Source organism: Rhodococcus sp. C3V, assembly GCF_029269915.1.
Lineage (GTDB): Bacteria > Actinomycetota > Actinomycetes > Mycobacteriales > Mycobacteriaceae > Rhodococcus_F > Rhodococcus_F qingshengii.
On the sequence record NZ_JARJBE010000006.1, the window covers coordinates 43396 to 58549 of the forward strand.

At 64.1% G+C, this 15154-nt stretch carries 16 protein-coding genes; 15 read left to right on the forward strand and 1 reads right to left on the reverse strand.

Annotated elements, in window-relative coordinates; all coding sequences use genetic code 11:
* Window positions 1-42 precede the first annotated feature (42 nt).
* The 10 genes from alaS (at window position 43) to aroQ (ending at window position 10397) form a co-directional block, all read left to right on the forward strand.
* Entirely contained in the window at window positions 43-2715 is a 2673-nt protein-coding gene (gene alaS, locus P3G66_RS17110) for an alanine--tRNA ligase (protein ID WP_030536427.1), read from the forward strand.
* A gap of 2 nt (window positions 2716-2717) precedes the next feature.
* Complete coding sequence (ruvX, locus tag P3G66_RS17115) at window positions 2718-3251, forward strand: Holliday junction resolvase RuvX (RefSeq protein ID WP_003944838.1); 534 nt, start codon at window positions 2718-2720, stop codon at window positions 3249-3251.
* Window positions 3248-4558, forward strand: a complete 1311-nt coding sequence (mltG, locus tag P3G66_RS17120; protein ID WP_276116914.1) for an endolytic transglycosylase MltG — start codon at window positions 3248-3250, stop codon at window positions 4556-4558. The genes ruvX and mltG overlap by 4 nt, the downstream gene beginning before the upstream one ends.
* On the forward strand, window positions 4548-5387 hold the full coding sequence (locus P3G66_RS17125; RefSeq protein WP_003944839.1) for a shikimate dehydrogenase: 840 nt from the start codon (window positions 4548-4550) through the stop codon (window positions 5385-5387). The genes mltG and P3G66_RS17125 overlap by 11 nt, the downstream gene beginning before the upstream one ends.
* 80 nt (window positions 5388-5467) lie before the next feature.
* Entirely contained in the window at window positions 5468-6091 is a 624-nt protein-coding gene (locus P3G66_RS17130) for an A24 family peptidase (RefSeq protein WP_276116916.1), read from the forward strand.
* Window positions 6092-6316: 225 nt separating this feature from the next.
* A complete protein-coding gene (locus tag P3G66_RS17135; protein WP_007728030.1) occupies window positions 6317-7015 on the forward strand; it encodes a S1 family peptidase in 699 nt (232 codons plus the stop codon).
* Window positions 7016-7126: 111 nt separating this feature from the next.
* Complete coding sequence (gene aroC, locus P3G66_RS17140; protein ID WP_003944974.1) at window positions 7127-8314, forward strand: chorismate synthase; 1188 nt, start codon at window positions 7127-7129, stop codon at window positions 8312-8314.
* A gap of 13 nt (window positions 8315-8327) precedes the next feature.
* On the forward strand, window positions 8328-8837 hold the full coding sequence (locus P3G66_RS17145) for a shikimate kinase (protein WP_030536425.1): 510 nt from the start codon (window positions 8328-8330) through the stop codon (window positions 8835-8837).
* 25 nt (window positions 8838-8862) lie between these two features.
* On the forward strand, window positions 8863-9972 hold the full coding sequence (gene aroB / locus P3G66_RS17150; RefSeq protein WP_003944873.1) for a 3-dehydroquinate synthase: 1110 nt from the start codon (window positions 8863-8865) through the stop codon (window positions 9970-9972).
* Window positions 9969-10397 carry a type II 3-dehydroquinate dehydratase gene (gene aroQ / locus P3G66_RS17155; protein WP_003944916.1) on the forward strand — a complete coding sequence of 143 codons (429 nt, stop codon included), beginning with the start codon at window positions 9969-9971 and terminating at the stop codon, window positions 10395-10397. The genes aroB and aroQ overlap by 4 nt, the downstream gene beginning before the upstream one ends.
* 87 nt (window positions 10398-10484) lie before the next feature.
* Here aroQ and P3G66_RS17160 read toward each other — a convergent pair whose 3' ends face one another.
* A complete protein-coding gene (locus P3G66_RS17160; RefSeq protein WP_019748369.1) occupies window positions 10485-11093 on the reverse strand; it encodes a B-4DMT family transporter in 609 nt (202 codons plus the stop codon).
* Window positions 11094-11204: 111 nt separating this feature from the next.
* Between P3G66_RS17160 and P3G66_RS17165 the strand changes: the two genes are divergently transcribed.
* The 5 genes from P3G66_RS17165 (at window position 11205) to P3G66_RS17185 (ending at window position 15151) form a co-directional block, all read left to right on the forward strand.
* Window positions 11205-12299: a Xaa-Pro peptidase family protein gene (locus tag P3G66_RS17165; RefSeq protein ID WP_276116918.1), complete on the forward strand. Its 1095-nt coding sequence runs from the start codon at window positions 11205-11207 to the stop codon at window positions 12297-12299.
* 34 nt (window positions 12300-12333) lie between these two features.
* A complete protein-coding gene (gene efp / locus P3G66_RS17170) occupies window positions 12334-12897 on the forward strand; it encodes an elongation factor P (protein ID WP_003944958.1) in 564 nt (187 codons plus the stop codon).
* The gene (gene nusB / locus P3G66_RS17175) at window positions 12898-13395 is read left to right on the forward strand and encodes a transcription antitermination factor NusB (protein ID WP_007728014.1); all 498 of its coding nucleotides are present in this window, start codon (window positions 12898-12900) and stop codon (window positions 13393-13395) included.
* 173 nt (window positions 13396-13568) lie between these two features.
* Window positions 13569-14210 (forward strand): bifunctional pyr operon transcriptional regulator/uracil phosphoribosyltransferase PyrR, encoded by a 642-nt coding sequence (pyrR, locus tag P3G66_RS17180; protein ID WP_003944977.1) that lies wholly within the window; start codon window positions 13569-13571, stop codon window positions 14208-14210.
* Window positions 14207-15151, forward strand: coding sequence for an aspartate carbamoyltransferase catalytic subunit (locus P3G66_RS17185; protein WP_003944883.1), 945 nt, complete (start codon window positions 14207-14209; stop codon window positions 15149-15151). The genes pyrR and P3G66_RS17185 overlap by 4 nt, the downstream gene beginning before the upstream one ends.
* Window positions 15152-15154: the final 3 nt, after the last annotated feature.

The following is a 15154-nucleotide window of genomic DNA, read 5'->3' on the forward strand; positions in this document are numbered from 1 at the left end:
GGACACCCATAGCTCGACGCTCTTGAAGGTAAGGACCGGTTAGTGCAAACCCACGAGATCCGCAGGCGATTCCTCGACCACTTCGTCAAGGCCGGCCACACCGAGGTGCCCAGCGCCTCGCTGATTCTCGACGACCCGAACCTTCTGTTCGTCAACGCGGGCATGGTTCCGTTCGTGCCGTTCTTCCTCGGGCAGCAGACGCCGTCCTACTCACGGGCGACGTCCGTGCAGAAGTGCGTCCGCACCCTGGACATCGAAGAGGTCGGCATCACCACCCGCCACAACACCTTCTTCCAGATGGCGGGCAACTTCTCCTTCGGTGACTACTTCAAGAAGGAAGCCATCTCCCACGCCTGGCAGTTGCTGACAGGTTCGGTCGAGGACGGCGGATACGGCATCGATCCCACGCGCCTGTGGGCCACCGTCTACCTCGACGACGACGAAGCGTTCTCGATCTGGCGCGACGAGGTAGGAGTGCCCGAAGAGCGCATCCAGCGCCGCGGCATGAAGGACAACTACTGGTCCATGGGCATTCCCGGGCCGTGCGGCCCCTGCTCGGAGATCTTCTACGACCGCGGCGCCGAATACGGCGTCGAGGGTGGCCCCGAAGCCGACGAGGATCGCTACATCGAGATCTGGAACCTCGTGTTCATGCAGAACGAGCGCGGCGAGGGCACCAACAAGGGCGACTACCCGATCCTCGGACCGTTGCCGAAGAAGAACATCGACACCGGCATGGGCGTCGAGCGCGTTGCGTTCCTCCTGCAGGGCGTCGAAAACGTCTACGAGACAGATCTTCTCCGCCCCGTCATCGACAAGGCCGCCGAACTGACCGGCAGTGTCTACGGGACCGACCACACTTCAGACGTCCGTTTCCGCGTCATCGCCGACCACGCACGCACCGCAGCGATGTTGATCGCCGACGGTGTGAACCCCGGCAACTACGGCCGCGGCTACGTCCTGCGCCGGTTGCTGCGTCGCATCGTGCGTTCGGCCAAACTGCTCGGCAGCGAGCAGCCCACCATGCGCGAGTTCATGGTCGTCGTCCGCGACACGATGGCGCCGTCGTACCCGGTTTTGGAAACCGACTTCACGCGCATCGAGAACGTCGCCGTCGGCGAGGAGACCGCGTTCCTCAAGACGCTGGCTTCGGGTTCTGCTCTGTTCGAGAATGCTGCCGAGACGGTCAAGTCGTCCGGAAAGTCGGTCATCGCCGGCGATCAGGCGTTTGCACTGCACGACACCTACGGCTTCCCGATCGACCTCACGCTCGAGATGGCGTCCGAGGCCGGTCTCACCGTGGACGAGGACGGCTTCCGCACGCTCATGGCCGAGCAGCGCAAGCGCGCCAAGGACGACGCTCAGGCTCGTAAGCACGCCCACGCCGACCTCACGGTCTACAAGGAACTGCTCGACCGAGGCGCCACCGAGTTCACCGGTTTCGACGAACTCGTCTCCGAGGCTCACGTCCTCGCACTGATCGTCGACGGCGTCCGTGTCCCGGTCGCGAAGGCCGGTCAGGACGTCGAGGTCATCCTCGACCGAAGCCCGCTCTACGCAGAGTCCGGTGGACAGATCGCCGACATCGGTTCGCTCACCGCTCCGGGTCTCGAAGCCAAGGTCAACGACGTACAGAAGATCGCCAAGAAGGTCTGGACGCACAAGGTGACGGTGCAGAAGGGCGAGATCACCGAGGGCGACGTCGTGCTCGCGCACGTCGACGCCGAGTGGCGCAAGGGTGCAACCCAGGGGCACTCCGGTACCCACATGGTGCACGCGGCGCTGCGTCAGGTGCTCGGCCCCAACGCGGTGCAGGCGGGCTCGCTCAACAAGCCGGGTTACCTCCGCTTCGACTTCTCGTGGCAGGGCGCGCTGTCCGACTCCCAGAAGCAGGACATCGAGGCACTCACCAACGAAGCCGTGGCGTCGAACTACGCGGTCAACACATTTGTCACGGATCTCGACAAGGCCAAGGCGATGGGTGCGATGGCACTCTTCGGTGAAAACTACGGCGACGAGGTTCGTGTCGTCGAAATCGGCGGCCCGTTCTCGATGGAACTGTGCGGTGGCACTCACGTCGGAAGCTCCGCACAGATCGGTCAGGTAACGCTGCTCGGTGAGCAGTCGGTCGGCTCCGGAATCCGACGCGTCGAGGCGTACGTCGGTTTGGACTCCTACCGCTACCTCGCCAAGGAACGCGCGCTCCTGGCCGGACTCTCCTCCTCGCTGAAGGTTCCTTCGGAAGAGGTGCCCGCCCGCGTCGAGGCGCTCGTCGAGCGACTCAAGGTGGCCGAGAAGGAACTCGAGCAGACAAAGGCCAAGGCGGTGCTGGCGTCGGCAGGCGAGTACGTCGCCAAGGCCAAGCGCATCGGCAGTGTCCTCGTCATCGCCGAGCCTGCTCCCGCCGGAGTCGGCGGAAACGACCTGCGCAGCCTCGTCACGGACATCAAGGGTCGCCTCGGCTCCGAACCTGCCGTCGTAGCTCTGCTCGGTGACGTCGACGGCAAGGTCCCGTTCGTGGTCGCATCCAGCAAGGCAGCCCAGGGTCTCGGTGTGAAGGCCGGCGAGCTTGTCGCGTCCTTCGGTCCCAAGATCGGTGGCCGCGGCGGCGGAAAGCCCGACATGGCCCAGGGTTCGGGTTCGGACTCCGCAGGAATCCCGGCGGCGCTCGATGCGATCCGGGACAGAGTCGGAGAGCTGGCGGGCGGCAGCTGACGGTGGTGGCTACGCAACAGGGTCCCGATCGCCCCGGCATCGACGACCCTGGTCGCGGGCGGCGCATCGCCATCGACGTGGGCAGTGTTCGCATCGGCGTCGCGTCCAGCGACCCCGACGGCATCCTCGCGACACCGGTGGAAACGGTTCCACGCTCGAAGGAGCGTGGGCCCGACGCGCCGGATATCCGGCGCATTATCGCCATCGTGTCCGAATACGAGGCCGTTGAGGTTATCGTCGGACTGCCACAGACGCTGCGCGGTGAGCAAGGTAAAGCCGCCGGTATCGCGACTGCATTCGCCAAACGACTGCAGCGGGCCGTCGAACCGATCCCGGTGAGACTGTCCGACGAACGACTGACGACCGTCACGGCTGCGCGCAATCTCCGCGAAAGTGGAGTCAAGGCACGCGGCCAGCGACCGATGATCGATCAGGCTGCGGCGGTGGAAATCCTGCAAGGCTGGCTGGACGAGCGGAGTAGAGCTGTGAAACCAGGGGAGTCGTCGAAGGACGCTGCACTGGAGGGCGATCTGTGAACGCGCGGTGGGATGAGGGCGGCGGAAGCCGGCCCACCAGTTCGTTCGACTTCGACAACGACGAGACCATGGTCATGCGTGCACTGCCGCAGAACATCGATCCGCCGCACATGTCGCGAGCCGAGGCACGCAAGCAACGCGAAGCGCGCAACAAGCGCGCCAAGCGTGGCAAGAAGGTCGGCGTTCTCGCCCTGCTGGTGTTGGTGATCGCAGTCCTCGGTGTCGGTGCATACGGCGCTCTCTGGTACATGGATCGCAACAAGACCGCGGAGGATTTTGCCGGCCCCGGCGGCGCACCCGTGGTCATCCAGATCAACAGTGGAGAAACCGCATCGGAGATCGGTGCGACGCTCGAGGCGAAGAACGTCGTCGCGAGTTCCGCTGCTTTCTACAACGCGGCGATCGCCAATCCGTCTGAGATCCAGAAGGTGCAACCCGGCTTCTACCAGGTGCCGGTGCAGAGTAGCGCCGCGAGCGCACTCGACACCTTGGTTGCCCCGGACTCCCGAGTCGGCAGTGTTGTCATCGCCGAAGGGCGTCAGCTGCACGACAGTTCGGACGCGCAGACCGGCGCGCTCAAGAAGGGCATCTACAACCTCATTTCCGAGGCGAGTTGTGTCGGCCCGGTTTCCGCTCAGAAATGTGTCTCGACAGACGAATTGAACACTGCGGGAGCATCTTCCGATCTGGCTTCGCTCGGCGTGCCCGAATGGGCGATGTCGTCGGTCAAGAGCGTGCCGGACAAGGACCGTCAGCTCGAAGGCCTGATCGCCGCCAGCAGTTGGGATTTCGATCCCACTGCGACGCCCACCGAGATCCTGCGGTCGTTGGTCGAGGGTAGCGCCGCCAAGTACGAGGCCACGGGAATTCTGACAGCCGGCAGCGGGGTCGGAATGTCTCCGTACCAGTTGTTGGTGGCAGCGTCGCTGGTCGAGCGTGAGGCGTTGCCCGCTGACATGGCCAAGGTCGCGCGGGTGATCGTCAACCGACTCGCAGTCGATCAGCCTCTGCAGTTCGACTCCACGGTCAACTATTCACTCGACACCACCGAGGTCGCAACCACGGATGCCGACCGTGAGCGCGTCACGCCGTGGAACACGTACGCAATGCCGGGTCTGCCTGCAACGCCCATCGCTTCGCCGAGCATCGACGCACTGAAGGCCGTGGAATCGCCGGCGGCCGGTGACTGGTTGTACTTCGTCACGATCAACAAGGAAGGCCAGACGCTCTTCACCAAGAGCTACGAGGAGCATTTGGCCAACATCGAACTGGCACAGCAAAGTGGGATTCTCGACAGTGGACGGTAGTACCGCGACTTCGCTCGCGACGCCACGTAAGGCGGCAGTTCTCGGAAGCCCGATCGCTCACTCGAAGTCCCCGTTGCTGCATCTTGCGGCGTACGCGGCTTTGGGGCTGAGCGATTGGACCTACGAGCGGATCGAATGCACCGGCGAGCAGTTGCCTGCCCTCGTCGACTCACTCGGCCCCGAATGGATCGGCCTCTCGGTGACGATGCCGGGCAAGATCGCAGCACTCGAATATGCCACCGAACGCACACCGCGAGCGGTGACCATCGGCTCGGCCAACACCCTGGTTCGCATCGACGGCGGTTGGCGTGCCGACTGCACGGACGTCGACGGAGTCAGCGGTGCGTTGATCGCCGGCGGTGTCGGCGATCTCAGCGGCACTTCGGCGGTAGTTGTCGGCGCGGGCGGCACCGCGCGGCCGGCATTGGTCGCGTTGGCCGACATGGGAGTTCGGACAGTCACCGTGGTCGCGCGTGATCCGGGGCGCGCATCCGGTGCCATCGAATGCGGTGGTGCGGTCGGGTTGGACATAGATCTGGTCGCCTTCGACGACGCACGGCTAGGCGGGATCTGTGCCGAATCCTCGGTCTTGGTCAGTACCGTTCCCGCGGAAGCGGCAGCGCCCTTTGCCCAGCAATTGGGGAAGGCGCGATTTGTCCTCGACGCGATCTACAACCCTTGGCCGACGCCACTTGCTTCGGTTGTCGAGGCGGCCGATGGCACGGTGATCGGTGGCCTCGAGATGTTGCTCAATCAGGCCTTCGGGCAGGTAGAGCAGTTCACGGGCAAGCCCGCTCCGCGAGAGGCGATGGCAGCCGCTATCGCTTAGGTCTGTTCACAGTGTCGAGGTAGTCCACAAGGCGATTCGTAATCTGCCGCTGGTGAACGGCAGACGCCAAGCTCGAAACCATGTGGACGTTGATGGTCTTGGCAGGCTCGGGGGTAGTCGCTGGTTTCGGTGCTCGGGCGATCGTCGACAATTGGTTGTGGCGACACGGTTATCGACCAGTCGTGACTTTCTGTTGTGTGCCGCAGTGCGCCGTCGCAACAGGCTGGGTTGTCGTCGGTGCGCTGAATACTTCGGTGGTGCAGCTATTTTCCGGTCTCGCCGTGGTGTGGTGGTGCGTCGCGATCTCGACTGTCGACGTGGCTGTGCGTCGGCTGCCCAACAGTTTCACGCTGCCGGGCTACGCCGTCGTGATGGTCTACGCGACGGTGTCGGGAACGGTGTGGGTGGCGGTGGTGGGGTCGGCACTGCTCGCCGGAATCCACCTCCTGGCGCACGTGATGTCGCCTGGTTCCATGGGCGTCGGCGATGTGAAGCTCTCGCTTCCTCTGGGCGCCGTGACCGGATTGGTGGGAGCGGACGCCTGGCTGTGGTCGTTGGTGTCTGCCTCGGTGCTCACCGCAACGCTGGGCACCGCGCTGGAACTGCGAAGACGAGGGCCGGTAGCCCACAATTCGCCCATTGCGCACGGACCCTCGATGTGCCTGGCAGCCTGCGGTTCGATTGCGTTTGCCTGGCTGACGTGACGAGTGCAACATCCGCGAGAAGTCTGGCGTTATTGACCGTTCAACGACGGACGGTGAACTGCAGGAAAGACGTAACCGTCGGTTTCATAAATGCGGGTATTGCCAGCGCGCGGTCCCAATATGCGGCGAGTCGGACTTGCCGAATGTCCACATCCTGACGTTCACTGAGGTTTCGGAAATGGGACAAAACGAATCTCGTTTCGCACTCGATTATCGGGGGAACCTATGCGCACAAGGCTTTTCGTCGCCGCGGCAGCCTGTTTGGCGGCTGTGGCTGCAGGAGCGGGCGTCGCCGGCGCCGCGCCTGCACCTTCATCGGTGGCACTGGGCGGGGGCTCAGGAATCCTGCTGCCGGACGTGGATCACTCCGATCCTGACCGAGTTGCAGCATGCACGTTGACCGCGGTCGGCTACGACAACGCCGGTTCTCTCGTGGCACTCACCGCCGGACACTGCGGAGTTGTCGGGGACCGGGTGTTCGCCGAGTATCTGCCCGAGGCCGGACCCATCGGTCGGTTCTCTTACTCGAGTCCGGTCTCGGACATCGCCGTGATCGATCTCGACGACGCCAAGGTAGCTCCGCTGCGTACCGTCGGCGGCACGACGATCAACGGAATCGGCGCCCCGCCGGCACCGGGCACGATCGTGTGCAAGGAAGGCCGTTCGACCGGCAACACGTGCGGTATCACCTGGGGTTACGACTCCGTCTACGGTGAGATCGTCGAGCACACGTGCTCGATTCCCGGTGATTCCGGTGGACCGCTCGTCGTCGGTGACCGCCTGGTGGGCTTGATCAGCAATGGCTACCCGCCGTACTGCTTCGAGCCGCTTCCGCCGCCGTTCCACGCTCCCGACAACTCGGCGGACATCAACATCGGTTTGGCTGACATCAACGCAAACGGTGGAGGATTCCGCCTGTTCTAGACCCACAGGTACCTCTGAGATGGCCCACACGCCTCGTGCGTGTGGGCCATCTGTGTTCACCGGGAGGACCACTGTGACAACTGAGGTCTGCGACGTGGAAAGATGGTCGGCGTGCTGCGTTGGATAACTGCCGGAGAATCCCATGGTCCCGCCCTCGTCGCGATGCTCGAGGGCATGGTCGCGGGGGTCGAAGTGACCTCTGAGGCCATCTCGTCCGAACTTGCCCGTCGTCGACTCGGTTACGGCCGTGGCGCACGGATGAAGTTCGAGGCCGACAAGGTCACCATCATCGGCGGTGTCCGCCACGGATTTACGCTCGGTGGCCCCGTGGCCATCGAGATCGGCAACACCGAGTGGCCCAAGTGGGAAACCATCATGTCCGCCGACCCGGTCGACCCGGACCTGCTCGCCGATCAGGCTCGCAATGCCCCGTTGACGCGCCCGCGTCCCGGACACGCCGATTACAGCGGCATGCTCAAGTACGGCTTCAACGACGCGCGTCCCGTCCTCGAGCGTGCCAGCGCTCGCGAGACCGCAGCCCGCGTGGCCGCTGGAACCGTCGCACGGTCCTTCCTGCGTCAGGTATTCGGTGCCGAGGTCGTTTCACACGTTATTTCCATCGGTGCTTCCGAGCCGTACGTCGGACCCGTGCCGGAGGGCAAGGATCTCGACGCGATCGACGCGAGCCCGGTCCGCGCATTCGACAAGGCTGCAGAAGAGTCGATGATCGCCGAAATCGAATCGGCGAAGAAGGACGGCGACACCCTCGGTGGCGTCGTGGAGGTCGTCATCCACGGCCTGCCGGTCGGACTCGGCACTTTCGTCAGCGGCGCCGAGCGTCTCGATTCACGACTTGCTGCTGCTCTCATGGGAATTCAGGCCATCAAGGGTGTCGAGGTCGGCGACGGCTTCGAGACCGCGCGCCGTCGTGGCAGCGAAGCTCACGACGAGATCCGTCCGGGCCCGGACGGCATCGTGCGCTCCACGAACCGCGCAGGCGGAATCGAAGGTGGCATGACCAATGGTGAGGCTCTTCGAGTTCGCGCCGCGATGAAGCCGATCTCGACGGTTCCGCGCGCTCTGGCGACGGTCGACATGGAGAGCGGCGAGGAAGCGGTTGCCATCCACCAGCGCAGCGACGTGTGCGCGGTTCCGGCCGCCGGCGTCGTCGCCGAGTCGATGGTCGCGCTCGTCGTGGCTCAGGCCGCACTCGAAAAGTTCGGTGGTGATTCCATTGCTGAAACCACTGCCAACTACCGTCGTTACGCCGAGGGCATCGCAGCCCGACCGCCTCGATAGGACTCACGTATCGATGAAGCCGAAGGCTGTACTCATCGGTCCGCCCGGTGCCGGCAAATCGACCATCGGTCGACGTCTCGCGCAGGCACTCGAACTCGAGTTGGTCGATACCGACGCCGAGATCGAACGGACCACGGGTAGGACGATCCCGGAGATCTTCACCCATGACGGAGAGCCTCGGTTTCGTGAAATCGAGGAATCGGTGGTTCGCGAAGCGTTGCAGGCCACCGACGGAATCGTCTCGCTCGGCGGTGGTGCGATCCTCTCCGATCGCACGCGCGAACTGCTCCAGGGGCACACGGTCATCTACCTCGAGATCAGTGTCGCCGAAGGGCTTCGCCGCACGGGGGCGAACAATCATCGCCCGCTGCTGGCCGGCGGAGATCCCAAGGTCAAGTACCAGGAGTTGATGAGGCGTCGTCGTCCGCTGTACCGGCGTTCGGCCACGATTCGGATTCGGACCGACGGCCGAAGTCCGGCGCGTGTCGTCGGGCAACTGGTGTCGAAACTTCAAGACAAATGAACAACCGGAGCGGAGTAGTGGAGCAGTGACCGAACCCGTACGTGTAGAGGTGAAGACCGCAAGTCCTTACCCGGTCGTGATCGGCCGCGGCCTGCTCGGTGATCTCGTTGCCGAGTTCGACGGCGCGCGCACTGTCGCGATCTTCCATCAGCCGCCGCTGGCAGAGACCGCGGAGGCCGTACGGGCTGCGTTGGCGGAGAAGGGAATCGACGCCCACCGTATCGAGATCCCCGATGCCGAGGACGGCAAGGATCTTGCTGTGGCGGGCTTCTGCTGGGACGTGCTCGGCCGGATCGGCCTGACTCGCAGCGACGCGATCATGAGCTTGGGCGGGGGAGCGGCGACCGACCTCACCGGCTTCGTCGCGGCTACGTGGATGCGCGGTGTCAAGGTAGTTCACGTCCCCACCACCTTGCTCGCGATGGTCGACGCAGCAGTGGGCGGCAAGACCGGTATCAACACCGAAGCGGGCAAGAACCTCGTCGGTTCGTTCCACGAGCCGGGAGCGGTGTTCATCGATCTCGCGACGCTCGAGACTGTGCCGCACAACGAGATCGTTGCAGGCATGGCCGAGGTCATCAAGACCGGATTCATCGCCGACCCGGTGATCCTGGATCTCATCGAAGCCGATCCCAAGGCAGCTCTCGATCCGTCGGGAACTGTTCTGCCCGAGTTGATTCGGCGCTCCGTGGAGGTCAAGGCCAAGGTCGTGGCCGCGGATCTGCGCGAGTCGGATCTGCGCGAAATCCTCAACTACGGCCACACCCTCGGCCACGCGATCGAACGTCGTGAGCGCTACAAGTGGCGCCACGGTGCCGCTGTCTCCGTCGGCCTGGTTTTCGCTGCCGAACTCGGACGGCTCGCGGGCCGACTCGACGACGCCACCGCGGATCGTCACAAGTCGATCCTCGATCTCGTCGGGCTGCCGACGTCGTACGACGGTGATGCGTTCGGCGATCTGATGAAGGGAATGCAGACCGACAAGAAGAACCGTGCCGGGCTGCTGCGTTTCGTGGTCCTCGACGGACTGGCCAAGCCGGGTCGCCTCGAGGGGCCGGATCCGAGTCTGCTGGTTGCGGCGTACTCCGCGATTGCCCGCGATGCGCGGCCGGCCGGCGGAACGGTCCTGTTGTGAGGATCAACGTCGTCAACGGACCCAATCTGGGGCGTCTGGGTAAGCGTCAGCCCGAGGTCTACGGCGCGACCACACACGACGATCTGATCGAATTGTGCGTCGCGGCAGGCAAGGAGCTCGGCGTCGAGGTGATCGTCCGTCAGAGCGATCACGAAGGCGATCTGCTCGGTTGGATCCACGACGCGGCGGACGCGGGGGAACCGGTGATCCTCAATGCCGGTGGCTTGACGCACACGTCGGTGGTCCTGCGAGATGCATGCGCCGAACTGACCGCAGGTCTCGTCGAGGTACACATCTCGAACGTTCATGCGCGAGAAGAGTTTCGGCACCACTCCTACCTGAGTCCGATTGCGACCGGAGTGATCGTCGGACTCGGCGTCGCCGCGTATCCGCTGGCGATCAGGTTCCTCGCCGAGCGAGGCTGAACGAGGGAAGTCGAAAAAACAGCCACACGAATGCGGCCCCGAGGAAAATATCCTCGGGGCCGCATTCGGTTGTGTGGACGGTGGGCGTTACTGCTCGCGCTTGCCCAGATCGATCGCCGGGAAGACCGCGGTATCGGCGTCGGATTCCTCGACGGACATGGCGGCTCCGCTGTATGCGTGCTGCTCGGTGGGGGAGTCGTAGCCCTCGCTGACGGGCACCGGTTCGTGGTGACGCTCGTGGGACGGGGTCTGCGGAGCTGTTCCGTTCTTGCGCTGTTCACGGCTGACGAAGAAGCGTCCGACGGTGATGGCGATCATGGCGGGGACGAAGATGAGAAGGATCGTGAACGCCGCACCGGAGGTCACCTCGAAGAACAAGCCCTGCTGGGTCAGTTCGAGGGAGGGGACGAGGCTGAGTGCCCAGCTTGCAGCGCCGGCGACGAACCCGCCGACCAATGCGGCCTTGAGCCACAGCATGGTCAGATCGGCGCCGTCCTCGGGTTCGGGGAAGTTCCGGCGGTCACGAATGCCGTCGATACCACCCCAGATCGCGGCGAAGACGATGACGATCAACAGGGACAGCCAGCGCAGGGTGGACCCCTGAAGTGGCCACTGTGCGATCGCTGCACCGAGCAACGCACGAAACACAACATGTATCAGGGCCATGCCGAGGCCACGTACCAACCACGCATTCATGGGTACAGCCTAACTAGAACCCATTACACCTTGTGGCCTAACCCACAGTTATTGCTGTAACCGCGAGTTTCGAGTTGATCGGCAGGTCTGCGCGGGCGGTAGGTTCGAGGGATGCCGGTCGACTTCAGAACACGCCGTGAATCCCTCAGACGCCTCCTCTCGGACCGCGAACTCGACGCGATTCTCGTCACAGATCTCCTCAACATCAGATACCTCACCGGTTTCACCGGTTCCAATGCGGCGCTCGTCGTCAGTGCATCGGATTCAGCGTCCGACGAGCGTGAGACGGTGATCTGCACCGACGGCCGCTACGTGACGCAGGTGTCAGAGCAGGTGCCGGACCTTCGGGCCGAAATCGCCCGTTCGAGTGCTGCGCACTTGATCGAGAAGTCCACGGCGCCCGTTCTCGCGTTCGAGTCACATGTGGCGACGTTCGCCGAACATCGGGCTTGGACCGAAGCAGCGCCGAAGATCCGGTTCGAACCGGTGAGCGGACTCGTCGAACAATTGCGCATGGTCAAGGACGAGTACGAGGTGGAGTTGTTGCGAGCCGCGTGCACCGCAGCCGATGTCGCGTTGGCGCAGTTGATCGCTCGCGGTGGCCTGCGACCTGGCCGAACGGAACGAGAGGTCGGCCGCGAGCTGGAAAATCTGATGCTCGACAACGGGGCGGACGGTATTTCCTTCGAGACGATCGTGGCGGCCGGCGCCAACTCGGCGATTCCGCATCACCGACCGACCGACGCGATCCTGGCGTCGGGTGACTTCGTCAAACTCGACTTCGGCGCCCAGGTCGGTGGGTACCACTCGGACATGACACGGACCTACGTGCTCGAGTCCGTTTCCGATTGGCAACGGGAGATTTACGAGCTCGTCGCGCGTTCGCAAGCTGCCGGTTGCGACGCGCTCGCGCCGGGTGTCGAATGTGCGGCAGTCGACGCCGTCGCCCGTGCGGTGATCGACGATGCAGGCTACGGCGAGTTGTTCCTGCACGGCCTCGGCCACGGTGTGGGGCTCGAAATCCACGAAGCACCGGGGATCGGCAAGCTCGGCACCGGTACACTTCTTTCCGGCGCGGCGGTGACCGTCGAGCCGGGCGTGTACTTCTCCGGGCGCGGAGGTGTACGGATCGAGGACACGCTCGTTGTTCGTGAGCAGGGGCCAGAGCTGCTCACACTGACCGCAAAAGACCTTACCGTCGTCTGAGACGGTTTCCCGACCCCTAGGAGACGCGAAGCAAGTGGCTTCCACCAGTGATTTCAAGAATGGTCTGGTTCTGCAGATCGAAGGCCAGCTGTGGACGATCATCGAGTTCCAGCACGTCAAGCCCGGCAAGGGCCCTGCCTTCGTGCGCACCAAGCTCAAGAACGTGCTCTCGGGCAAGGTAGTGGACAAGACGTTCAACGCCGGTGTGAAGGTCGAGACCGCCACGGTCGACCGTCGTGACATGACGTACCTGTACCACGACGGCAGCGACTACATCTTCATGGACGGCGACACCTACGACCAGGTGTCGATCAGCGAATCCACCGTCGGCGACCAGTCGCGTTTCCTGCTCGAGAACATGGCAGTCCAGGTCGCGACCCACGAAGACGTTCCCCTCTTCGTCGAGCTTCCGGTCACCGTCGAGCTCGTCGTCAAGCACACCGATCCGGGCCTGCAGGGCGACCGCTCCACCGGCGGCACCAAGCCTGCCACCCTCGAGACCGGTGCCGAGATCAACGTCCCGCTCTTCATCAACACCGGTGACAAGCTCAAGGTCGATTCCCGTGACGGCAACTACCTCGGGCGTGTGAATTCCTGAGTGTCCGGCACACATAAGAAACTCGGTGCACGCCACAAGGCGCGCAAGCGTGCCGTCGACTTCCTCTTCGAAGCCGAGGCACGTGACCTCGATCCGGTCGCACTGGCGTCGGAGCGTTCCGATCTGTCCGTCAAGGACGACGCGGTAGCACCCGTCGCGGCCTACACCGTCACGTTGGTGTCCGGCGTTGCGGAGAATCTGGACCGGATCGATCAGGTCATCTCCTCGCATCTGCAGGACTGGACGCTCGAGCGTCTGCCCGCCGTCGACCGTGCGATTCTGCGTATCGCCGTGTGGGAGCTCTTCCACGCGACGGACGTTCCGCCGGTTGTCGCCGTGGACGAGGCCGTCGAACTCGCGAAGCAGCTCTCGACGGACGACTCTCCGGGATTCGTCAACGGAATCCTCGGCCAGGTCGTTCTCGTTGCGCCGCAGGTTCGATCGGCTGCGGCCGCGACCTCCCAGCGCGCGCAGGAATCGGATTCGGGTACCGAGTAGCAAGTTTTGTTCCACCACCGCCGTGCGAGTGTCACCGAGCGCGTTGTGTGTCTGCACACAACCGGTCGGAGTCGCTGCTCGCACGGCGGGATCAGGTCTGTCGGCTGATAGGGTGGGGACCGTCAGACATCCTTTAACGATCCGTCCAGTGAGGCGGAGAAGGAGGTCGCTGCATGAGCGTGCCCGAAGGGTCTCGCCCATCCGATCTTGCAGGTCCAGGTAACTCGAAGGCGCCGGTCGGTGCCGAGGCAGGTAGCGAAACCCGCGAATTGTTGTCCGCCCAGGATGTGGGCCGGACCATCGCGCGGATCGCTCACGAGATCATCGAGAAGACCGCACTCGACGGACCCGAGGGAACTGCCCCTCGTGTGGTCCTGATCGGTATCCCGACGCGTGGAACCACCCTCGCCACGCGACTGCGCGCCAAGATCGAAGAATTCTCCGGTGTGCGACTTCCCATCGGATCTCTCGACATCACCCTCTACCGCGACGATCTCCGGAACAAGCCGCACCGCCCGCTCGAGCGCACGTCCGTCCCCGAGGGTGGCGTCGACAATGCGCTGGTCGTTCTCGTGGACGACGTCCTCTTCTCCGGTCGCACCGTGCGCTCGGCACTCGACGCGTTGCGCGATCTGGGCCGCCCCCGCGCGGTCCAACTCGCAGTGCTCGTGGATCGTGGTCACCGCGAACTCCCGCTGCGCGCCGACTACGTCGGCAAGAACGTCCCGACCGCGAGGTCCGAGGACGTCAAGGTTCTCCTCCAGGAGCACGACGGCAGGGAAGCGGTAGTCATCTCCGGGGGTAAGAGCGCGTGAAGCACCTACTTTCCATCGCGGACCTCGATCGTGAGTCCGCGGTAGAACTTCTCGACGAGGCAGAACGGTTCGAGCAGGCACTTCTGGGACGAGAGGTACGCAAGCTCCCGACGCTGCGCGGACGCACGGTCATGACGGTGTTCTTCGAGAACTCGACGCGCACCCGGGTGTCTTTCGAGGTGGCAGGCAAATGGATGAGTGCCGACGTCATCAATGTCAGCGCATCCAGTTCCTCGGTGTCCAAAGGTGAATCCCTGCGCGATACCGCGATGACCCTGCGCGCGGCCGGTGCCGACGCACTCATCGTGCGCCACCCGGCTTCGGGCGCCGCCCACCAGATCGCAAAGTGGACCGGAGCGGCCGACGACGGTGGCCCGGCAGTCATCAACGCAGGTGACGGCACGCACGAGCACCCCACTCAGGCGCTTCTCGACGCTTTGACCCTTCGCCAGCGTCTCGGCGACATCGAGGGCAAGCGGATCGCCATCGTCGGCGACATCCTGCACAGCCGTGTCGCCCGCTCCAACGCACTGCTGCTCTCGATGCTCGGTGCCGAGGTTGTTCTTGTTGCGCCGCCGACACTGCTGCCGGTCGGTGCGCACACGTGGCCGGTCACGGTTTCGCATTCGCTCGACGCGGAACTGCCCGGACTCGACGCGGTGCTGATGCTGCGGGTTCAGGCCGAACGCATGAACGGTGGCTTCTTCCCGTCGCAGCGCGAGTACTCGATCAACTACGGCCTGTCCGAGAAGCGGCTGGCGATGCTGGCCGATCACGCGGTGGTCCTGCACCCCGGCCCGATGCTGCGCGGCATGGAGATTGCATCCGCCGTTGCCGATTCCTCCAAAACTGCTGTACTGCAACAGGTTACCAACGGCGTACACATGCGCATGGCTGTCTTGTTCCGACTGCTGGTCGGGTCGGAGGACGGTGCGCTGTGACCA